We start from the raw sequence: 21,077 nt of genomic DNA on the forward strand, positions 1-21,077 counted from the left end.
TACTATATGACTGTATGACGTTAGGCGATTAAGCGCCTTGTTCTTCTTTTTGATCCGCAACTGCTTTTGTAGCAAGTGCGAAGTTGCGCATTGGCGCTTGTAGTACAGATAGAAGCATGGATACAAGACCATCTTGGTCTGGTAGTTCTGCAAGTTCTTTTAGCTGATCTACAGTAGCTACGCTTCCTTCAACAACGCCGCCTTTAATTTCAAGAGCGTCATTTTCTTTAGCGAAACTATTAATGATTTTAGCAGGAGCTACAGCGTCGTCTGCACTAAACGCAAGAGCTGTTGGGCCTACAAGAACTTCATCAAGATCTGTAAGTTCAGCTTCTGCGGTAGCACGACGAGTCATTGTGTTTTTGTAAACTTTGAAGTCTACGCCTGCTTCGCGAAGTTGTTGACGAAGATTAGTTACTGTATCAACATCTAGACCGCGATAATCAACAAGTACTGTTGATTTGCTATTTTGAAGCTTCTCTGCAATATCAGAGACAATCTGCTTCTTATGCTCAATAATTTTGCTCATCGTTCCACCTCCTATTGAGTTTTCATCATACCTGTAGGGTGCCGTTGTTCATAAAAAGACGCGTGCGAAATTTTGCCATTAAAAATGCCCCCATGTAGACATGGAGGCACATAAGTCCGAGATAGTTATGAGCGAACAACTATCTCAAAATATTATCTACACACCTCGGTAGGTAATTTAAGCGACTGTCTCGCACCTACTGTCTACGGTATAACGTATTTATTTATTCAACAAAAGCTATTATAACCAAAGCTTTTTAGAATGTCAACGAAAAATTAGTTAGATTTGAATCCAGAAACATCAACACGTACACCAGGCCCCATCGTAGATGCGATGGAAGCATTACGCATGTAAGTTCCTTTTGCAGCTTGAGGCTTGATCTTCATTAGCGTTTCAGTAATCGCTGTGAAGTTCTCAGCTAATTTGCTATCCTCAAAGGAAACTTTTCCAATTGGAACATGAATGTTTCCTGCTTTATCAACGCGGTATTCAACTTTACCTGCTTTGATTTCGTTAACTGCTTTTTCTACTTCAAACGTAACTGTACCTGTTTTAGGGTTTGGCATTAAGCCTTTTGGTCCTAGTACGCGACCAAGCTTACCAACTTCCGCCATCATGTCAGGTGTAGCTACAACTACATCAAACTCAAACCAACCTTGGTTGATTTTGTTGATTAGATCTTGTTCACCTACATAGTCTGCACCAGCAGCTTCAGCTTCTTTTGCTTTATCGCCTTTAGCGAAAACAAGGACGCGCTGAGATTTACCAGTACCGTGTGGTAGAACAGTAGCTCCACGGATTTGTTGGTCTGCTTTTTTAGGGTCTACGCCTAAACGGAATGCTGCTTCAACTGTTTCGTCAAAGCCAGCCTTTGATGTTTGTTTAACAAGGTCAACAGCTTCTGTAACATTGTAGCTTTTTGTTTTATCTACAAGTTTCAAAAGCTCTTGATATCTTTTACTTCTTTTTGCCATTTTCTTTTCCTCCTTTGTGGTTATAACGGTTTTACCTCCCACGAATAAAGGTTGCGAAATGGTTAAAACTCCATCCTCGCAACCTTTTCCTACATATCAGGGCCGCTGTGGGATTAGTCTTCGATAACAAGTCCCATACTGCGCGCTGTACCTTCTACCATACGCACAGCTGCATCTACGTCAGCAGCGTTTAGGTCAGGCATTTTCGTTTCGGCAATTTCGCGAACTTTGTCGCTCTTAATTGTCGCAACTTTATTACGGTTCGGTTCACCTGATCCAGATTTGATTCCAGCCGCATCTTTAAGAAGAACAGCTGCAGGTGGAGTTTTTGTAACAAATGTAAATGAACGGTCTTCAAATACCGTGATTTCAACCGGAATAATCATACCAGCTTGATCTGCTGTACGCGCGTTGAATTCCTTACAGAATCCCATGATGTTCACACCTGCTTGACCTAGTGCTGGTCCAACTGGCGGAGCCGGGTTAGCTTTACCTGCAGGAATTTGAAGTTTTACAACTTTAATAACTTTTTTAGCCACGAGACACACCTCCTTAAGTCCGTGATGTGGTTACAGGGGCTTTGCCCCTCCCACTCTTCTTTATAAACATAAATCCTCTTGTCTGAGGCATAAAGAACATAAAAATTCTAGCATCTTTAGAAATAGAATGCAAGGGGAAGACTACGATAATTTTTCAATTTGGGAAAAATCAAGCTCAACAGGTGTCTCACGACCGAACATATTCACGTGTACTTTAACCTTTTGCTTGTCTAAGTCAATATGCTCGATTGTTCCTGTAAAGTCCGCAAACGGACCTTCCGTTACACGAACACTTTCTTTGATTTCAAAGTCAATGTCATGAACCGGCTCGTCCATTCCCATGCGCTTAAGAACTGCTTCAATCTCTTCATCTAAGAGAGGAATTGGCTTTGAACCAGACCCTGTAGATCCAACGAATCCTGTAACGCCTGGAGTATTACGGACGACATACCAAGAATCATCTGTCATTACCATTTCAGCTAGCACATAGCCTGGGAAGGTCTTTTTCTTCAGTGTCTTGCGCTTCCCGTTTTTGATCTCTGTTTCTTCATCTTCGGGTACTAGGACACGAAAGATCTTATCCTCCATCCCCATTGATTCAACGCGTTTATCTAAGTTCTTCTTCACTTTATTCTCATAGCCCGAATAAGTGTGTACGACATACCATCTTTTTTCCATAGCGTCAGGACAAACGGTTTGCCCTTCCCTCCCTTGTTCATTTTTTACAACATGAAAAAACCCGTAGAACGGGTTTTTGAAGTGAAAGTATTAGTAACATTATAACATAATCATAAGTGCTTTATTCGAAAAATAATTCAAGAATCTGAGAAATACCAAGATCTACAACCGCAAAATAGACAGCAACAAACGCAACGGTAGTAATTACTGTTACTGTATATTTAGACAATTCACGACCTTTTGGCCAACTAACCTTTTGCATTTCTCTTGATACGTTCTTAAAGAACTTTATCATGGTAGTACCCCCAAACTTTCACCTAATAGCTTGCTTGCACGTTTATTTAGTCTCCCGATGTAGAGTATGCTTACCGCAATTCTTGCAAAATTTTCGTACTTCGAGTCGATCGTTGTTCAACTTAGGATTTTTCTCAGTAGTATAATTTCGGTTCATGCATTCAACACATGCTAAAACGACTTTATTACTCAACGTACTCCGCCCCTTACTAGGGTTAGTCACTTCCAATAATGTACCATGCTCTTATAACCGTGTCAACGCTCGTACTACAATGTGATTTCACTGATTTCTAAATAGCGTTCTAGCTTTCGTTTCACTCGTTGAAGAGCATTATCGATTGATTTCACATGCCGATTTAACTCCAAAGAAATTTCCTGGTAAGATTGTCCATCTAAATATAATGTAAGGACTTCTTGTTCTAATCCGCTTAATAATTCAGACATTTTCACTTCCATGTCCCCTAAACGTTCACGGTTAATTAATAATTCTTCTGGGTCCAATGCTTTTGCTCCTGCAATCACATCAAGAAGTGTCCGATCTGATTCTTCATCATAGATAGGTTTGTCTAAAGAGACATACGAGTTAAGTGGAATATGCTTCTGTCTAGTGGCTGTTTTAATAGCAGTGATAATTTGGCGAGTTACACATAGTTCTGCGAAGGCTTTAAATGAAGATAACTTGTCCTCTTGATAATCGCGAATTGCCTTATAAAGGCCTATCATTCCTTCTTGAACAATATCTTCACGATCTGCTCCAATAAGAAAATACGTCCTAGCTTTGGCACGTACGAAATTTTTGTATTTGTTAATTAAATGTTCTAGTGCTCGACTATCACCTTTATGAACAAATTCTACAACTTCCTCATCCGATAAAAGGTCTAAATCATTGCTGTCAGTGCTTATTTGCCCGGTGCTCACTTAAGGATTCCCCCCGACCGTACTGCCATGGATATAGAAATATTATACAGTAACCGCTTCAAAAGCGTCAACAGCGCCCTTACCTACTTTTCACCTCGACGCCACTTTTCAAATACATCCAGGACTTCTTTTTTTATCGGAATCTTAGGCTTATAGTTTACTTGGTTTTGTGATTCAACTTCTTTTTCAATTTCTTTTTCAATGTTTTTCATTTCGATGTGAAGTTCTCGCGCCGATTTCCTTAAAGCTCCTTGCGCAAAAATTGTCCGCTGCTCAGTGTAATCTGAGGTGGCTACATACACTTGGTTACGAACATTCTTCCTCTCTTTAGATAGCTTTTCGATTCGTTCATCTGCTGTCTCATTTTCTCTTGTGTAGACGACTTCAATTTTATGATTTTTGACTTTCTTCTCAATGCCACGAACATAATGAGCGTCGAATACAACGATGACCTGATCACCGGAGTATGCTTGATATTCTGCCATCTTCTCAATAAGGAGGTCCCTGGCAGACCCCAAATCCTTGTCCCTTAAGGTTTGGAGCTCTGGCCATGCTCCAATAATATTGTATCCATCGACGATTAAAACGACCATTGTCTACTCCCCAATTGGGTGACGTTTTCGATGAACTTCATACATTAATAAACTAGCGGCTACGGAAGCATTTAATGACGTAACATGGCCAACCATCGGTAATTGAACCGTCCAATCACATTTCTCTTTAACTAAACGGCTTATCCCTTTCCCTTCACTACCAATGACTAGTGCAATCGGCATATCACCTTGTAATTGTCGAAAATCTTCATCACCTTTTGCATCTGTTCCTACTACCCATACATGTTCTTCTTTCAACTCTTCAATCGTACGGGCGATATTGGTAACACGAACAACAGGGATGTATTCAATTGCACCTGTAGAAGTTTTCGCCACTGTTCCTGTTAAGCCTACAGAACGGCGTTTAGGAATAATCACGCCATGAACACCGGCAGCATCCGCCGTCCTCAAGATGGATCCTAAATTATGTGGATCTTCTATTTCATCTAGAATCAACATGAATGGAGCTTCATTCCTATTTTTCGCTTTTTGAAAAATATCTTCTAATTCGCTGTACGTGTAAGCAGCTACTGAAGCGATAACTCCTTGATGATTGCCCTCTACAAGTTGGTCCAGCTTCTTCTTAGGAACTTTTTGCACTTGAATTCCATGTTCTTTTGCTTGTTTATGGATTTGTTGACTTGCTTGTTGCTGCATTTGCTCCGATACCATAATTTTATTAATAGCTCGTCCTGATTTTAGTGATTCTAAGACAGCGTTTTTTCCTAATATCCATTCATCCTTCATTACGATCCCCTTTCTTCTACATATTGGATGGCTACTTTTATCAATTCGTCTAGCCTATCTCTTTGTTCTGAAAAATAGAGATAACCAAGTAACGCTTCAAACGCTGTACTATAGCGATACGTCTGAACATCAAGATTCTTAGGAATTGTCCCAGACTTTGCATTTCTACCTCTACGAGCAACACTTTCCTCTTGTTCCGTTAATAACTGCTCGTTATGCCAATGATGCAATACACTTGCCTGAGACTTTCCCGAAACAAAGCGAACCGCAGCTTGATGCAGTTGCTGCGGTTTCACCTTCCCTCCGCGAATAAGATGCTCACGCACATACTGTTCATAAACAACATCCCCCATATAAGCGAGGGTTAAGCTTTTCATTTCTTTAACGTCTACCTCATGTTGATTCATGCTTATCCTCGTTTCCAGCGTGTACCTTGTGGTGTGTCTTCTAGTATGATGTTACGCTCTTTTAATTCATCACGGATTCGATCTGCAGTTTGAAAGTCTCGATTTTGTCTAGCATCAATACGCTGTTGGATTAAATCTTCTATCTCTTCGTCTAGAAGTTCTTCTTGTTCTGCGATCTGTACACCTAAAATGCCAGATAAATCTACTAATCCGGATTGGAACGCTTCAATGACATCTACAGAAGTGTGATCCGACTGTAAATAGACGTTTGCATCTTTCGTTATATCAAATAATACTGATATAGCATTTGCTGTGTTAAAATCATCATCCATTTCTGCCACAAACTGCGCCTTGTACCCCTCAAGTTTTTCGAGCCATTCCGTCTTTGATTGTTCCATGTTTGTTGCTGCTTGTTTACGATGCTCTAAGTTCTGATACGCATTTTTAATACGGTCTAAGCTGTTTTTAGCACCTTCTAATAGTTCTTCACTAAAATTAATTGGATGACGGTAATGAACACTTAACATAAAGAATCGAATAACCTGTGGGTCATGAATTTTGATAATATCGTGGGCCAACACGAAGTTTCCGAGCGACTTAGACATTTTCTCATTTTCTATCTTAATATACCCATTATGCATCCAATAGTTCGCAAATGTTTGCTCATTCAGGCACTCCGATTGGGCAATTTCATTTTCGTGGTGAGGGAAAGTTAAATCCTGTCCACCAGCATGAATATCAATAGTGTCACCTAGATATTTCTTTGCCATAGCCGAGCACTCAATGTGCCAACCTGGACGCCCTTCTCCCCAAGGACTCTCCCACGTAATCTCGCCATCTTTGGCATCTTTCCACAATGTGAAATCAAGCGGGTCTTCTTTTTTCTCCCCAACTTCGATTCTAGCGCCTGTACGCAGTTCATCTATGGATTGTTGAGAAAGCTTTCCATACGTATCAAAGGAACGTGTACGGAAATAGACATCTCCACCTGATTCATAGGCATGCCCTTTGTTTATTAACGTTTGGATAAATTCAATGATTTCATCCATATTTTCTGTAACTCGTGGATGATCAACCGCTTCTTTGACACCAAAGGCACCAACGTCTTCTTTATAAGCAGCAATAAACCGTTCCGCTACCTCAGGTACATCAGTTCCTAATTCATTAGCAGCTTTTATCAACTTGTCGTCTACGTCTGTGAAATTCAATACATAGTGTACATCATACTCTTTATATTCAAAATAACGACGGACTGTATCGAAAACAATAGCTGGTCGAGCATTTCCAATGTGAATATAGTTATATACAGTAGGACCGCAAACATACATCCTTACTTTTCCTTCTTCAATCGGTTCGAAGGTTTCTTTTTGCCTTGTTAGGGTGTTATAGATTTTAATTGTCATCTCTCTTCACTCCTTGTTTGAGCTCCTGTATCTCTGCTTTTAATTCGTCTAATTCTTTTTCCATTTTAGTAAACTGATCTGCGACCGGATCCGGCATTTTATGGTGGTCTAAGTCTTTACGAACTTTCTTTCCATTTTGCACAACAACCTGACCAGGGATACCCACTACCGTTGAGTGATCTGGGACATCATGTAACACAACAGAACCAGCTCCTACCTTGGAGTTCTCTCCAATCGTAATGGAGCCAAGCACCTTTGCTCCTGTTGCGACAAGGGAGTAATCCTTTAAAGTTGGGTGTCTTTTTCCTTTTTCTTTACCTGTACCGCCAAGTGTTACACCTTGGAAGATGGTTACATTATCACCAATATCACACGTTTCTCCTATCACGACTCCCATACCATGATCTATAAAGAAACGTCTGCCGATTTTTGCACCAGGATGTATTTCAATACCTGTAAAGAAACGACTAATTTGGGATATAACTCGGGCAAGAAAGAAAAACTTTCTCTTATAACAAGCATGGGCTATCCGATGCGACCAAATCGCATGAAGTCCAGCATATGTCAGTATTACTTCAACACGGCTTCGTGCTGCGGGGTCTTGATCAAATACGACATCGACATCTTCTTTAAACATTTTAAACAATCCACCCATACCTGTACCTCCTACTTGTGATTTCTTATTGGGAAAACTAAGAGCGCTTCCCTCTAAATAAAAAATGCGTCTCTGTGTTTTGTAAACACAGAGACGCATTCGCGCGGTTCCACTCTGTTTGAGATTCATATGGACTGTAGAATCCTTACGAATCTCCAACTTCATTCTCAATAACGGGAGAAAGCCGCTTTTGTGTACTTATTTCAACAAAAGACTCAGAGGTGCATTTCAAAAGGGATCCAAAGAATCACTTGCAGCCGATGGCGATTCTCTCTGTGTATGGAAACCACTATTTACTTCTCCTCTTCAACGTTCCATATAGGATAATTCTAATATATTACACTTTACGTAAAATGTGAATTTCTATGCTTTTAATTGTTGAACAGCGCTGGTTAAACGAACCTGTACCGTCTCTTTACCGAGCAAGTAAATTGCGTTAGGCAGTTCTGGACCGTGCGTTTGACCTGTTGTAGCGACACGGACAGGCATGAATAGTTTCTTACCTTTATGGCCCGTTTCTTTCTGTACCGCTTTAACTGCAGCTTTTATAGCTGCAGGCTCAAACACTTCTAGTTCATCAAGTTTTGTACTTAACGTTTCAAGTACTTCTGGGACTTGTTCGCCTCGCAATACTTCCATTGCTTCTTCATCATATTCAATTTCTTGCTTAAAGAATAATTCAGTTAGCTCGACTATTTCAGCAGCATAGTTCATCTGCTCCTGATAGAGTGCAATTAACTCAGTTGCCCATGTACGTTGATCTTCTGACATGTTTTCAGGTAGACGCCCTGCCTCGATTAAATGAGGTAGCGCTAGCTCGACTACACGTTCAAGGTCTGCAGACTTCACATACTGGTTATTGATCCATTTCAGCTTCTGCGGATCAAAAACAGCCGGAGAAGAAGCTAAGCGTTCTGGGTCAAAGATATCAATCAATTGAGTTCGAGTGAAAATTTCCTCTTCCCCTACTGGCGACCAACCTAGTAGCGTAATAAAGTTGAATAATGCTTCTGGTAAATAACCTAGTTTTTTGTACTGGCCGATAAACTGAAGGATATGCTCATCACGTTTACTTAGTTTCTTACGTTGCTCATTTAATATAAGCGCCATATGACCAAAGCTTGGTGCTTCCCACCCAAATGCATCATATACCATCATTTGCTTAGGTGTATTGGAGATATGCTCCTCACCACGCAATACGTGTGTGATCTTCATCAAGTAATCATCAATAGCCACAGCAAAGTTATACGTTGGGGTACCGTTTTTCTTTTGGATTACCCAATCTCCAAAGTCACTAGATTGGAATGTGATATCGCCACGAACAATATCGTTAAATGTGTACGTTTGTCCTTCAGGTACACGTATGCGGATACTAGGCTGGCGACCTTCCTCTTCCATCTGTTTCTGCTGCTCTTCTGATAGGTCACGATGAGCGCCAGAATACATTGGAACTTCACCACGCGCGCGCTGCGCTTCGCGCTCTTCATCTAGTTCCTCTTCTGTCATGTAGCATTTGTATGCCAAACCTTTTTCAAGTAGCTCATCGATATATTTTTGGTAGATATCAAGGCGTTCCATTTGGCGGTATGGACCGTACTCTCCACCAACATCCACACTCTCATCCCAATCGATTCCTAACCATTTTAGGAATTCCATTTGGCTTTGCTCGCCTCCAGCTACGTTACGTTTTTCATCCGTATCTTCAATACGAATAATAAACGTACCTCCTAGGTGTCGAGCATATAGATAATTGAATAGAGCTGTACGAGCATTCCCTATGTGTAAATGTCCAGTCGGGCTTGGGGCATAACGTACGCGAACTTCGTTAGTCATATTTTTTCTCCTTCCTATATTGGAACATCCGTGATTATGTATAGCTTTATTTTATCATGCTAACGGGATGTATGCGTTACTACTTGTTCAATTCCTCTACATATTATAGCGATTCCGTTTGCTGAAGTAAAACAACCGCTTGTGCTGCAATGCCTTCTTTACGTCCTGTGAAACCTAATTTTTCAGTCGTTGTTGCCTTCACGTTAACTTGTGAAGGATCTGTTCCTAATATACCTGCAATATTTGATCGCATTTCTTCAATATAAGGTGCCATTTTCGGTGCTTGGGCAATAACGGTACAATCGACATTTCCCAGGGAATATCCTCTATTTTCGACTAATTTCCACACATGGTGTAACAATTGGCGAGAGTCCGCATCTTTGAATTCCGGGTCTGTATCAGGAAAGTGTTTACCAATGTCCCCTTCCCCAATAGCTCCTAAACACGCATCTGCTACCGTATGAAGCAACACATCTGCATCTGAGTGACCAAGTAAACCTTTCTCATACGGAATGGTCACCCCACCCACAATGCAAGGTCTACCTTCAGCAAGTTGATGTACATCAAAACCTTGTCCAACTCTAAACATGCCATCATTCTCCTTTATTCATACTACGTTTTTTTAGAATAGCCTGAGCTTTCTCAACATCTTCAGGTGTTGTCAGCTTAATATTATCGTAGCTACCTTGTACAATTTCGACTGGCAAGCCTAGTCGCTCCACTAGAGAAGCATCGTCTGTACCTAGATACCCCGTTTTTTTAGCATGTTCATGTGCTTTCTCAATAATAGAGAAGTGGAATGCCTGCGGAGTTTGGGCAGCCCATAGTTCATTACGATTTAAAGAGGTGAGACCAGAATCGGTTTTCCGTTTAATTGTATCCGTAACAGGTACAGCAAGAAGCGCAGCCCCTATATATTCTGCTTGCTCTGTTAAACGCTCTAAACTATCTTTTTTCACAAATGGACGAGCACCATCGTGAATTAACACAACACCATCTTTAGAAGCGCATGCCTTAAGCCCTTGATACACACTATCTTGCCTCTCAACACCACCATGCACCAAACTAACTTTATTGGTGTACTTAAAGTGAGCTAAAAGATTTTCCATTTCCGATTGTTCATTAGGGTTAATCACAAGATTAATCAACGTGCAATTTGGGTCGTTATAAAAAACATCTAAAGTATGTACGATTAATGGTTTATTCTCTAAGCTAATAAACTGCTTATTTTGCTTCGCTTTCATCCGTTTCCCTTGTCCAGCAGCTAATATTATAATTTGGTACGGAACCATAAAAATCCATCCTAATTTCAGATTACGTAATTCAATGTAAAGTCTATCAAACATAACAAAAGCGATAACGATCCCGTTATCACTTTTGTTGTTTTCCTCTATTTGTTTATACCTTTTTTATAACGCTTTTTCAAGTAATTTTGGCTTAGCGAAAATCATTCGTCCCGCTGACGTTTGCAATACACTCGTTACCAACACTTCAATTGTTTGTCCAATGTAGTCTTTTCCTTCTTCAACGACAATCATTGTACCGTCATCCAAATAAGCTACACCTTGGTTTTGTTCTTTTCCGTCTTTAATAACATGAACGGTAAGTTCTTCACCGGGTAGCACTACTGGTTTAACAGCATTTGCTAGATCGTTTATATTTAACACTTGAACATTTTGAAATTCACATACTTTATTAAGGTTAAAGTCATTTGTTACAACAACACCATTGATGAGTTTAGCTAGTTTTACCAGCTTACTATCTACCTCTTGAACGTCTTCGAAGTCTCCTTCGTAAATCTCAACATGGACAGGAAGCTCTTTTTGCATCCGATTCAAGACATCAAGCCCCCTACGACCACGGTTACGTTTTAAAACGTCAGAGGAATCAGCAATATGCTGTAACTCTTCTAATACGAACTGAGGAATCAAAACAGTTCCTTCAAGAAAGTGAGTTTGGCAGATATCTGCAATTCGACCATCGATAATAACACTCGTATCTAATATTTTTGCTTTCGGTTGTTTCATAGATGATTCTTCCTCAACCTGCTCGTCACTATCTGAGTGTTTCTTTTTATCTTTCTCTTTTTTCGTAGCTACAGAAAGGATGTTAATAAATTCATCTCTACGTTTGAAACCAACCTGGAAGCCTAAATAACCAAGTATAACGGTCAAAAAGATTGGTACCACCTGTGACACGACGTTAATACTGATATCTGTTAACGGAATGTTTACTAGATAAGCAACAATCAACCCCACAATTAAACCTAAGCTACCAAATAACAAGTCAGCTACCGGTACATTTACGAGTGTTTCTTCCACCCATCTCAAAAATTCTACAATGTAATCTACAAACCAAAACGTTAATAAATAGAGAATAATAGCCCCAAGAATCGTTGTGGTCACTTGGTTATTAAGCCAAGTAGGTTCTGATAGGCCTAGTAAGCCTAATAAGTCTGGAAGATACAAAAATCCGATGGTACCCCCAGCAATAACAATAAATAATTGCACGACCCTTTTTAGCAACACGGTCACCTCCTAACAAGCAGTATTGCCAAGTTTATAAATATTAATCGAATAAGTTCATGAATCATGTATGATATGTCGAAACAGTATCACATTTTACAAAAATAGTCAAATGAACGAATCTAACATCGTACCACAAATAGGTATAATGTGTCAATTTACTTAGATATGGCGATCGATGAACAATTGCTCCTGAATCCTATTTAATCCTTCTTTAATCTTAGACGCACGGACTTCACCGATTCCATCTACCTTAACGAGTTCCTTAGGTGATGCTTTAACGATCTCGTTAAGAGTTCCAAATTTTTCAACCATATGATTGATTATTAATGAAGGTAACCTAGGGATTTTATCTAAAATGCGATAGCCTCTCGGAATAACAGGATCCTCTAATTTGGTAGAAGCAGAATATCCTAATAATTTTAATATATGAGCGTCCTCTATTAGCTCATTATTGGTTACTTCTTGAAGTTTTCGAATCATATAGTACGGTTCATAATCAGATCGCTTACTGTAATCTCGAATTAACAGTGCCGCTTCATCCTCAATGTTTGAAACAAGCTCTGTAAGTTGAAGTTGAATAAGTCTACCTTCTGTACCAAGTTCATTTACATAGTTCAGTATTTCATTTTTTATTCGTAGCACCATCTCAATACGGTGCATTACTTGCAGCACTTCAGAGAAGGTTACCATTTCTTCAAATTCTAATGCGCCTAAATTCGTAATACCTTGATCTAACACATTTTTATACTTTTCCAACGTTTGCATAGCTTGGTTAGCCTTGGTCAAGATCACACCTATATCTTTTAATGAATAGCGCAAATTGCTCTTATATAGGGTGATGACATTTCTCCGTTGGGATATGGCTACAACCAATTCTCCTGTCTGTTTTGCAACACGCTCTGCAGTCCGATGACGCATACCTGTTTCTGTTGATACGATGGACGGATCTGGTATTAATTGGGCATTTGCGTAAATGATTTCGCTTCCCTCTTCGTTTAAAATAAGCGCCCCGTCCATCTTTGCTAATTCATATAAATTAGCAGGCGTAAACGAGGAATTAATATGAAACCCACCATCAACTAATTGTTGCATCTTTTCATTATATCCAAGCACAATTAATCCACCAGTATTTGCTCGTAACACATTTTCAATTCCTTCACGAATTGGTGTTCCTGGAGCGACAAAACGTAATATATCTCCAATCCTTGATTCTCTCATCTCATACCATTCCATCCTAAGCTCCTCCCAACGTTGCCTTTAATGCTTCTTGTACCGAATTGACCCCTATGATTTCCAAATCCTCAGGGAAAGTCCAGTCTCCTATGTTCTTCTTTGGAACTATGGCACGTTTAAATCCTAGCTTTGCTGCCTCCTGCACCCGCTGTTCAATACGAGCGACTCTTCTCACTTCACCTGTCAAACCTACTTCTCCTATAAGTACATCATCTGGCTTTGAGGCTTTATCTTGAAAACTAGATGCTATACTTACCGCAACGGCAAGGTCTATAGCAGGTTCATCTAGTTTTACTCCTCCGGCAACTTTCACATAAGCATCCTGATTTTGCAATAATAAGCCAACCCGTTTCTCTAGCACAGCCATTAATAATGGCACACGATTATGATCTAGTCCAGTAGCCATGCGGCGAGGGTTCCCATAAGCTGTTGGAGAAATTAACGACTGGATTTCCACAAGAACAGGCCTTGTTCCCTCCATGGAAGCAACCACGGTTGATCCTGCTGCACCTTGGGAACGCTCCTCTAGGAATATCTCTGAAGGGTTTTCCACTTCTCTCAATCCTTCTTCTTTCATCTCAAAGATACCCATCTCATGAGTGCTTCCGAAGCGGTTCTTAACGCTTCTTAGGATTCGGAAGGTATGATGTCTTTCTCCTTCAAAATAAAGCACAGCGTCCACCATATGCTCTAATAAACGGGGACCAGCGATAGACCCTTCCTTTGTAACATGACCTACTATAAAAATAGGAATTCCTTTGTTCTTAGCTATGCGCATTAATTCACTTGTACATTCACGAACTTGTGAAACACTACCTGGAGCTGAGGACACTTCCTCTTTAAAGATGGTTTGGATGGAGTCTATGACGACAAAGGAAGGCTGGATTTGTTCGATTTGGTTGGAAACATCCACCATGTTGGTTTCTGCTAATACATATAAGTTGTCTGAAAGGGTCCCAAGTCGATCGGCTCTTAATTTTGTCTGTCTCGTTGATTCCTCACCGGATATATATAAAACATTAACTTGTTTATGAGCTAATTGAGACGAAACCTGTAAAAGGAGTGTGGATTTCCCGATACCAGGATCTCCCCCAATCAAAACTAAGGAGCCTGGGACAATCCCTCCACCTAGTACACGATTCACCTCTGGCATATCTGTCTCAATTCGCGGTTCTTGCTCTGTTGCTATAGCTGTTATTCTCTCAGGTTTCTTTCTATCACTTGAATCACTTGTTACAAATGTATGTTTACTCGTTGATTTCGATGATACTAGTTCTTCTACCAATGTATTCCATTGGTGACAGGCAGGGCATTTTCCCATCCACTTTGCAGATTCATAGCCACATTCCTGACAAACAAACTTTACTTTTTGCTTTGCCACATCTATCTCTCCTTTAAAAGAGGAGATCGCTCCCCCCATTATCTCATACGTATGGTCTGTTGATGAGTTACAATGTTTTTACAAAAACATTACTCTTCATCTGAAGAAAGTGTTACTTTTGATACTATCGAAAACATAATGAATTGCGCAAGCGGCACGCAGGCTTATAAGGCGTAGATTAGTTCGATGTTACTGATTGATATGAGTTATACGAAGCAGATCTGATTCAAGGTGTAGGACAACTGAATAGGAAGGATTTACTAGTTTCTATGCGTTAAGTATAACTGAAGAAGAAAAAATCGGAAGGCGGTATGCCTTCCGATTTATAACTTTCACAAATCACTTATGAAGTTTGAATGCTTTCTTTTGAAGAAACATAGAATTTGCCCTCTTCATCTACATCAATGGTTACATTTTGACCAGTAGAAATATTTTCTCTTAATAGTTCTTCTGATAGTAGATCTTCTACGTTCTTTTGAATGGAACGACGCAATGGTCTTGCACCATATTCCGGATCGAAGCCTTCATTCGCAATCTTATCCAATGCTTGATCTGTTAAGTTGAATTCAACTTCATGCTCTGTTAAGCGTTTTTGAAGCTGCTTAACCATTAGAGACACAATTTCTTTCATGTGTTTCTTCTCTAGTGAATGGAAGACAATAATTTCGTCTATACGGTTCAAGAACTCTGGACGGAACGCTTTCTTCATTTCATCCATAACCTTAGACTTCATGTCTTTGTAGCTTTGATCAGCATCGCCAATACTAAAGCCTGCATATTTATTTTGCTTAAGTTCTGTGGCACCTACGTTAGATGTCATAATAATTACGGTATTACGGAAGTCTACCGTACGCCCTTTAGAATCTGTTAGATGACCATCCTCTAGCACTTGTAAAAGGGTGTTAAATACATCAGGGTGCGCCTTCTCAATCTCATCTAATAAGATAACAGAGTATGGCTTCTGACGAACTTTCTCTGTTAATTGGCCACCTTCTTCATACCCTACATAACCAGGAGGTGAACCTACTAGTCTAGACGTAGAGTGTTTTTCCATGTACTCAGACATATCAACGCGAATCATGGCATCCTCTTCGCCGAACATCGTTTCCGCTAATGCTCGAGCTAGTTCCGTTTTACCTACACCTGTTGGGCCTAGGAAGATAAACGAGCCAATCGGACGCTTAGGATCTTTAAGTCCAGCACGTGCACGACGAATCGCTTTGGAAATAGAATTAACAGCATCTTCTTGACCAATCACACGGCTATGAAGCACTTCTTCCATGTTCAGAAGACGTTCGCTTTCGTCTTTTGTTAGCTTAGAAACCGGAACTCCAGTCCAAGTGGATACAATGGAGGCGATATCTTCTGTCGTAACTTCAGAATTCTCCTGCCCTTGCTTTTCCTTCCACTCGTCTTTCGTTTTATCTAGTTCTTCTCTTAGTTTCTGTTCGTTATCTCGTAAAGAAGCTGCCTTTTCAAATTCTTGACTCTGAACAGCTGCATCTTTTTCCTTACGAACCTCTTCTAGCTTATGCTCAAGTTCTTTAAGGTTAGGTGGTGCAGTGTAAGAACGCAGGCGTACTCTAGAAGCAGCCTCATCAATTAAGTCAATCGCTTTGTCTGGCAAGAAACGATCTTGAATATAGCGATCAGATAACTGCACTGCAGACTTGATTGCTTCATCTGTAATCGTTACACGGTGGTGCGCTTCATAACGATCGCGTAGTCCTTGTAGAATTTGCTCAGATTCTTCTAAGTTTGGTTCATCCACTTGGATAGGTTGGAAACGACGCTCAAGCGCTGCGTCTTTTTCGATATATTTACGATATTCATCTAACGTTGTAGCACCGATACATTGTAGGTCTCCACGAGCTAGAGATGGCTTCAAGATGTTAGAAGCGTCAATTGCGCCTTCTGCACCACCTGCTCCGATTAATGTGTGAAGTTCATCAATGAATAGAATAATGTTACCTGCCTGGCGAATTTCTTCCATTACTTTTTTCAAGCGATCTTCAAATTCACCACGATATTTTGTGCCAGCTACAACTGTTCCCATATCTAGTGTCATTACTCGTTTATCACGAAGAATTTCAGGTACTTCATTGTTAATGATTTGTTGTGCTAATCCTTCAGCAATTGCTGTCTTACCAACACCTGGTTCCCCAATAAGAACTGGATTGTTCTTAGTACGACGGCTTAGTACTTGGATGACACGTTCAATTTCTTCGCTACGACCAATAACTGGGTCAATGTTACCTTCTTTAGCAACCGCAGTTAAATCACGTGCTAGAGAATCTAGCGTTGGTGTGTTCGCACTTGCAGATTGTCTACTACTTGAGTTATTTGATGTAGACTCATTGCTTCCTAGAAGCTGTAGTACTTGCTGACGTGCTTTGTTAAGGCTCACACCTAGATTATTTAGCACACGCGCTGCTACTCCTTCACCCTCACGGATTAAACCAAGAAGGATATGCTCTGTACCTACATAGGAATGGCCTAATTTTCTAGCTTCATCCATAGATAACTCAATGACTTTTTTGGCACGGGGAGTATAATGAATGGTTTGAGAAACTTTATCTCCTGAACCAATTAACTGCTCCACTTCCTCTTGGATTTTATCTGAAGCCAGGCCTAGTGCTCCAAGAGCTTTGGCAGCAATGCCCTCACCTTCGCGAACCAATCCTAAAAGGATATGTTCTGTACCGATATTGTTGTGACCTAGACGTACGGCTTCTTCTTGAGCCAATGCCAATACCTTCTGTGCTCTTTCTGTAAAACGCCCAAACATCATAGGGCTTCCCTCCTAACTATAAGTTGTTTTCTAATTTTAGTCGTTCTCGGATCAAGGATGCCCTTCGAACATCCCTTTCCTCTGGAGATAGATTTTTCTGTGCATACTGTTGTAAAAACCCAGGTTGGGTGAGAATCATAAGTTCATTTAATATCGTCTTAGGTATATGTTGAATATACCCTAAGTCTATGCCCAAACGAACATCAGATAAACATTTTGATGCTTCTTTTGATTCAATAATTCTACTATTAGATAAAATTCCATATGATCGGAAAATTTTATCTTCTAACTGGACACCTGATTGGTCCATAATACGTTTTCTAGCATTTCGTTCTTGTTCAATTAATTGTTGAACCACACTTTTTAAATCCTCCACAATATCTGTCTCTGATTTACCAAGTGTAATCTGATTAGAAATTTGAAAGATATTACCTAAAGCTTCGCTACCTTCCCCGTAAATTCCTCTAACAACTAATCCCAATTGATTGATTGCAGGAATCATTCGGTTAATTTGTTGGGTCATAACAAGAGCAGGCAAATGCATCATTACTGAAGCTCTCATGCCTGTGCCCACATTCGTAGGACAACTTGTTAAATAACCTCGATCTTCATCAAATGCATAGTTTATCTTTTCTTCTAACCAATCATCGAACTCAGAAGCCTGTTTCAACGCTTTTTCTAATTGAAATCCTGGGAAATAGAGTTGGATTCGAATATGGTCTTCTTCATTTACCATAACAGAAACTTGTTCATTCTTGGAGATTAACGCAGCTCCATGATTCGAATGTTCTACTAAATGAGGACTGATTAAATGTTTCTCTACTAATACTCTTTTTTGAATGGATTGCAGTTCATTCATCCGTACCAGCTCAAATTGATGGTAGTTTCCAAATGATTGCTGCCCATATTCCTGTTGAAAAAAATCAAGGATGTGATCTAAATCTTCTTGATTAGCCAATATAGGAAAAGGGACCTGCTCAAAGTTACGGGCTAATCGAATTCGACTACTTAACACGATATCACTATCTGGTCCATTTTCTTGCATCCAAGGACTAATAGCTTCGTTAATAAATTGCTGCAAGGACATTATTGATCACCATCCCCTTGCTCTGAATTCATCTGCTTCTCCAACATTCGAATTTGGTCTCTCACTTTCGCTGCTTCTTCAAATTCCTCTGACCGTATCAAATGATTTAATTTCTGACGCTGTTCTTCAATTTGCTTACGTACATGTATATCTCCACCCATGCGTTTTGGCACCTTTCCGTCATGGACAGAGTTGCCACTATGCACTCTTCTAAAGATTGGATTTAGTTTTTCGCCAAAGGTTTTATAACATTTTGCACAACCAAACTTTCCTATCTTAGTGAACTCATCGTAGGTTAAACCACATTTTTCACATTGAAGTTTTGGTGGTGCTTCGTAGGAAGACGTTTGATTTTTAGACTGGGACATGGGATAGGAGTCAAAATTAAACAACCCAGATAAAAGATTCGGTAATGAAAATGACTCACTATTTTGCGACATATACCCTTGTTCATACGCGCATTTTTCACACACATGAACTTCTTTTTTATGACCATTTATGACTTGTGTAAAATGCAAGGTTGCAGGGCGTTGATGGCATTCTTGGCATTCCATACAACTTATCCCTCCCTTTATTCCTTATATTTTAAAGTAGCTAACATCGAAGCCAAAATACGTGATCGAAGTTCATCTCGCAATGATAGTTGAACGGCTAACACATCACGTGTAATAGCACTAACCATTAGCTTGGCCTCACGCTCCGTTATTAACTCTTCTTCTAGCAAACGCTCAATTATATCGATAGCACCTTGCTGAGATACTCTTGGTTCTATTAATTTTATTAATTCATTCAAAAGCTGCATTTTGTCTTGGTGCTGAATACGAATGATGCGTATATAGCCACCGCCACCACGCTTGCTTTCTACTATATATCCTTTTTCCACTGTAAACCTAGTATTAATCACGTAATTGATTTGTGATGGTACACACTGAAAATGATCAGCTACTTCACTTCGTTTAATTTCGATTGCATTCTGGTTGTTAGACTCAATAATCTCTTTAAGATGAGCTTCAATGATATCGGATATATTCCGCAAGGTCCCCCCTCCTCTTCTTTGACTTTGACTATCTTTGACTATACTTTTATTATACAAATTTTAATGGAGAATGCAACCAAAACACACTAGCACTATCTTAACCATTTTCTAAAGTGGATAGTATCGAAATCTGATTATTTTCCAACAAATTTATGAATGCCTATAGACACTCTTAACGTTAGTTAGCTTCGAAACTTCATCAAACAAAGAAATTTCATCTAAATTCTTCTGATGTTCCAATTCAATGTAGACATTCCGCTGACCTTCTTTATCACGTTCTACCTCAAAGGTTAATATGTGTAAATGATACTTATCAAAAATTTTGATTACTTCGCTCATTTCAAGTGAATCATCAGCAGTAATTTTCAAAAATGGATTTGACCTTTTTTTGACCAGCTTCTCTACATTATTCAACCCAATCAAACTTACTAAAACTACAATTGTAGCTAATATCGCTGGACCATACATGCCTGCACCAATGACTAACCCTAATCCTGCAACTGTCCAGATCGATGCTGCTGTAGTTAAACCACGAATAGTTATGCCATGAACCATAATGGTACCTGCACCTAAGAATCCTATACCACTAATGACATAGGAAGGAATCCTCGCTGGGTCAAAACGAATACTACCATGCTTATTTAAAAATGGATCAAACCCATATAAAGAGAGAAGCATCATTAGACATGCACCAACTCCAACTAAAATATGTGTCCGAAATCCAGCTGATCTATTTTTTATTTCTCGCTCAAAACCGATGACACCACATAGCACTACAGCGGTGACCAATCTAGATAACATCATAATGAAGTAATCATCCATAAATGTTTGTAATGACAACAAAATCCCCCCTTCTCTTTTCTTAAATGATGACTGAAATTGGAGTGTATTCTAATCCTATTATTGTAGGGGTACTAGTATGTATGGTTACTAATGATAAGAAGGAAATTGATAAAAGGGTCTATATAGTTTTCCCCTATTGAGGTAGTTACCAAACGTTAGTTTATTGTAAGGAGAGATTTAATGGGGTTTTGTAGAATATAGCAGGGGGCTTTACTACATACTTCAGTTCAATGATGATGCGTGCTAGAAACGTGATAATGTATTTTCTTTCCTCCTTAAGAGATAGAGTATAGCCGAAAACATGTGTGATTCGATGTTAACTTATCGTACGGAGGCGCTGGAAGCATACTAGTCACTGGGCGCCTTGGACACCCTCGACAGGCTTAATGCAAGTCTCCAAGTGCCGTTTTTTGCCACAGCGAGGATTGACTTAATACCCAGAGGAGGTAGGCGCTGGAGCTGGACGTGGACACTTCACTTTTTTAGTTATACACAAGCATTGAATTTTATAATTTCTTATACGATAAAAAAATACGATAAAAAAATCCCTTAGGAAACAAATTTCCTAAGGGATTGTGTGTGCATGGCGGCGTCCTACTCTTGCGGGG

General features: G+C 39.7%; 23 protein-coding genes and 2 other annotated features. All 23 genes read right to left on the minus strand.

The genetic code is table 11. The features are described from left to right. Positions 1–28: 28 nt before the first annotated feature. On the minus strand, positions 29–529 hold the full coding sequence (gene rplJ / locus N782_RS11480; RefSeq protein WP_036819855.1) for a 50S ribosomal protein L10: 501 nt from the start codon (positions 527–529) through the stop codon (positions 29–31). 71 nt (positions 530–600) lie between these two features. Next, positions 601–756: a sequence feature (ribosomal protein L10 leader region), on the minus strand. Between the two features lie 48 nt (positions 757–804). Next, positions 805–1,503, minus strand: coding sequence for a 50S ribosomal protein L1 (gene rplA / locus N782_RS11485; RefSeq protein WP_036819858.1), 699 nt, complete (start codon positions 1,501–1,503; stop codon positions 805–807). Positions 1,504–1,616: 113 nt separating this feature from the next. Beyond that, positions 1,617–2,042, minus strand: coding sequence for a 50S ribosomal protein L11 (rplK, locus tag N782_RS11490; RefSeq protein ID WP_036819862.1), 426 nt, complete (start codon positions 2,040–2,042; stop codon positions 1,617–1,619). A 141-nt stretch (positions 2,043–2,183) separates the two neighbouring features. Beyond that, positions 2,184–2,720, minus strand: coding sequence for a transcription termination/antitermination protein NusG (nusG, locus tag N782_RS11495; protein WP_036819866.1), 537 nt, complete (start codon positions 2,718–2,720; stop codon positions 2,184–2,186). A gap of 121 nt (positions 2,721–2,841) precedes the next feature. Continuing rightward, positions 2,842–3,015 carry a preprotein translocase subunit SecE gene (secE, locus tag N782_RS11500; RefSeq protein WP_036819868.1) on the minus strand — a complete coding sequence of 58 codons (174 nt, stop codon included), beginning with the start codon at positions 3,013–3,015 and terminating at the stop codon, positions 2,842–2,844. Positions 3,016–3,057: 42 nt separating this feature from the next. Next, the gene (gene rpmG, locus N782_RS21050; RefSeq protein WP_084103068.1) at positions 3,058–3,207 is read right to left on the minus strand and encodes a 50S ribosomal protein L33; all 150 of its coding nucleotides are present in this window, start codon (positions 3,205–3,207) and stop codon (positions 3,058–3,060) included. A 74-nt stretch (positions 3,208–3,281) separates the two neighbouring features. After that, positions 3,282–3,932 carry an RNA polymerase sporulation sigma factor SigH gene (gene sigH, locus N782_RS11505; protein ID WP_036819870.1) on the minus strand — a complete coding sequence of 217 codons (651 nt, stop codon included), beginning with the start codon at positions 3,930–3,932 and terminating at the stop codon, positions 3,282–3,284. 83 nt (positions 3,933–4,015) lie between these two features. Next, positions 4,016–4,525, minus strand: coding sequence for an NYN domain-containing protein (locus tag N782_RS11510; protein ID WP_036819873.1), 510 nt, complete (start codon positions 4,523–4,525; stop codon positions 4,016–4,018). Between the two features lie 3 nt (positions 4,526–4,528). After that, positions 4,529–5,272, minus strand: coding sequence for a 23S rRNA (guanosine(2251)-2'-O)-methyltransferase RlmB (gene rlmB / locus N782_RS11515; RefSeq protein ID WP_036819876.1), 744 nt, complete (start codon positions 5,270–5,272; stop codon positions 4,529–4,531). After that, a complete protein-coding gene (locus tag N782_RS11520; protein WP_036819879.1) occupies positions 5,272–5,679 on the minus strand; it encodes a Mini-ribonuclease 3 in 408 nt (135 codons plus the stop codon). The genes rlmB and N782_RS11520 overlap by 1 nt, the downstream gene beginning before the upstream one ends. Positions 5,680–5,681: 2 nt before the next feature. Then, the gene (gene cysS / locus N782_RS11525; protein ID WP_036819882.1) at positions 5,682–7,082 is read right to left on the minus strand and encodes a cysteine--tRNA ligase; all 1,401 of its coding nucleotides are present in this window, start codon (positions 7,080–7,082) and stop codon (positions 5,682–5,684) included. Beyond that, positions 7,072–7,737 carry a serine O-acetyltransferase gene (gene cysE / locus N782_RS11530; protein ID WP_152600764.1) on the minus strand — a complete coding sequence of 222 codons (666 nt, stop codon included), beginning with the start codon at positions 7,735–7,737 and terminating at the stop codon, positions 7,072–7,074. Before cysE ends, cysS begins: the two co-directional genes overlap by 11 nt. Before the next feature lie 86 nt (positions 7,738–7,823). Continuing rightward, positions 7,824–8,056, minus strand: a binding site (T-box leader). A 44-nt stretch (positions 8,057–8,100) separates the two neighbouring features. Continuing rightward, positions 8,101–9,570, minus strand: a complete 1,470-nt coding sequence (gene gltX / locus N782_RS11535; protein WP_036819884.1) for a glutamate--tRNA ligase — start codon at positions 9,568–9,570, stop codon at positions 8,101–8,103. A 103-nt stretch (positions 9,571–9,673) separates the two neighbouring features. After that, positions 9,674–10,159 carry a 2-C-methyl-D-erythritol 2,4-cyclodiphosphate synthase gene (gene ispF / locus N782_RS11540; protein ID WP_036819887.1) on the minus strand — a complete coding sequence of 162 codons (486 nt, stop codon included), beginning with the start codon at positions 10,157–10,159 and terminating at the stop codon, positions 9,674–9,676. Positions 10,160–10,163: 4 nt separating this feature from the next. After that, the gene (gene ispD / locus N782_RS11545) at positions 10,164–10,862 is read right to left on the minus strand and encodes a 2-C-methyl-D-erythritol 4-phosphate cytidylyltransferase (protein WP_036819890.1); all 699 of its coding nucleotides are present in this window, start codon (positions 10,860–10,862) and stop codon (positions 10,164–10,166) included. Between the two features lie 117 nt (positions 10,863–10,979). Continuing rightward, positions 10,980–12,095: a PIN/TRAM domain-containing protein gene (locus N782_RS11550; protein WP_036819893.1), complete on the minus strand. Its 1,116-nt coding sequence runs from the start codon at positions 12,093–12,095 to the stop codon at positions 10,980–10,982. 162 nt (positions 12,096–12,257) lie between these two features. Further along, a complete protein-coding gene (gene disA, locus N782_RS11555) occupies positions 12,258–13,331 on the minus strand; it encodes a DNA integrity scanning diadenylate cyclase DisA (protein WP_036819895.1) in 1,074 nt (357 codons plus the stop codon). A 1-nt stretch (position 13,332) separates the two neighbouring features. After that, positions 13,333–14,712, minus strand: coding sequence for a DNA repair protein RadA (radA, locus tag N782_RS11560; protein ID WP_036819897.1), 1,380 nt, complete (start codon positions 14,710–14,712; stop codon positions 13,333–13,335). Between the two features lie 343 nt (positions 14,713–15,055). Further along, entirely contained in the window at positions 15,056–17,503 is a 2,448-nt protein-coding gene (clpC, locus tag N782_RS11565) for an ATP-dependent protease ATP-binding subunit ClpC (RefSeq protein WP_036819900.1), read from the minus strand. Between the two features lie 16 nt (positions 17,504–17,519). Next, positions 17,520–18,590: a protein-arginine kinase McsB gene (locus N782_RS11570; RefSeq protein WP_036819903.1), complete on the minus strand. Its 1,071-nt coding sequence runs from the start codon at positions 18,588–18,590 to the stop codon at positions 17,520–17,522. Further along, the gene (locus N782_RS11575; RefSeq protein WP_036819906.1) at positions 18,590–19,144 is read right to left on the minus strand and encodes a protein-arginine kinase activator protein McsA; all 555 of its coding nucleotides are present in this window, start codon (positions 19,142–19,144) and stop codon (positions 18,590–18,592) included. Before N782_RS11575 ends, N782_RS11570 begins: the two co-directional genes overlap by 1 nt. Positions 19,145–19,161: 17 nt before the next feature. Beyond that, the gene (locus N782_RS11580) at positions 19,162–19,626 is read right to left on the minus strand and encodes a CtsR family transcriptional regulator (RefSeq protein ID WP_036819909.1); all 465 of its coding nucleotides are present in this window, start codon (positions 19,624–19,626) and stop codon (positions 19,162–19,164) included. 150 nt (positions 19,627–19,776) lie between these two features. Further along, positions 19,777–20,466, minus strand: coding sequence for an MgtC/SapB family protein (locus N782_RS11585; protein ID WP_420805592.1), 690 nt, complete (start codon positions 20,464–20,466; stop codon positions 19,777–19,779). Positions 20,467–21,077: the final 611 nt, after the last annotated feature.

Source organism: Pontibacillus yanchengensis Y32, from assembly GCF_000770635.1.
GTDB classification, from domain to species: domain Bacteria; phylum Bacillota; class Bacilli; order Bacillales; family BH030062; genus Pontibacillus; species Pontibacillus yanchengensis.

Coding starts and splice junctions, on each gene's coding strand:
- rplJ (WP_036819855.1), bottom strand. CDS start 529: ATGAGCAAAATTATTGAGCATAAGAAGCAGATTGTCTCTGATATTGCA.
- rplA (WP_036819858.1), bottom strand. CDS start 1,503: ATGGCAAAAAGAAGTAAAAGATATCAAGAGCTTTTGAAACTTGTAGAT.
- nusG (WP_036819866.1), bottom strand. CDS start 2,720: ATGGAAAAAAGATGGTATGTCGTACACACTTATTCGGGCTATGAGAAT.
- secE (WP_036819868.1), bottom strand. CDS start 3,015: ATGATAAAGTTCTTTAAGAACGTATCAAGAGAAATGCAAAAGGTTAGT.
- N782_RS11510 (WP_036819873.1), bottom strand. CDS start 4,525: ATGGTCGTTTTAATCGTCGATGGATACAATATTATTGGAGCATGGCCA.
- rlmB (WP_036819876.1), bottom strand. CDS start 5,272: ATGAAGGATGAATGGATATTAGGAAAAAACGCTGTCTTAGAATCACTA.
- N782_RS11520 (WP_036819879.1), bottom strand. CDS start 5,679: ATGAATCAACATGAGGTAGACGTTAAAGAAATGAAAAGCTTAACCCTC.
- cysS (WP_036819882.1), bottom strand. CDS start 7,082: ATGACAATTAAAATCTATAACACCCTAACAAGGCAAAAAGAAACCTTC.
- cysE (WP_152600764.1), bottom strand. CDS start 7,737: ATGGGTGGATTGTTTAAAATGTTTAAAGAAGATGTCGATGTCGTATTT.
- gltX (WP_036819884.1), bottom strand. CDS start 9,570: ATGACTAACGAAGTTCGCGTACGTTATGCCCCAAGCCCGACTGGACAT.
- ispF (WP_036819887.1), bottom strand. CDS start 10,159: ATGTTTAGAGTTGGACAAGGTTTTGATGTACATCAACTTGCTGAAGGT.
- ispD (WP_036819890.1), bottom strand. CDS start 10,862: ATGGTTCCGTACCAAATTATAATATTAGCTGCTGGACAAGGGAAACGG.
- disA (WP_036819895.1), bottom strand. CDS start 13,331: ATGGAATGGTATGAGATGAGAGAATCAAGGATTGGAGATATATTACGT.
- clpC (WP_036819900.1), bottom strand. CDS start 17,503: ATGATGTTTGGGCGTTTTACAGAAAGAGCACAGAAGGTATTGGCATTG.
- N782_RS11570 (WP_036819903.1), bottom strand. CDS start 18,590: ATGTCCTTGCAGCAATTTATTAACGAAGCTATTAGTCCTTGGATGCAA.
- N782_RS11575 (WP_036819906.1), bottom strand. CDS start 19,144: ATGGAATGCCAAGAATGCCATCAACGCCCTGCAACCTTGCATTTTACA.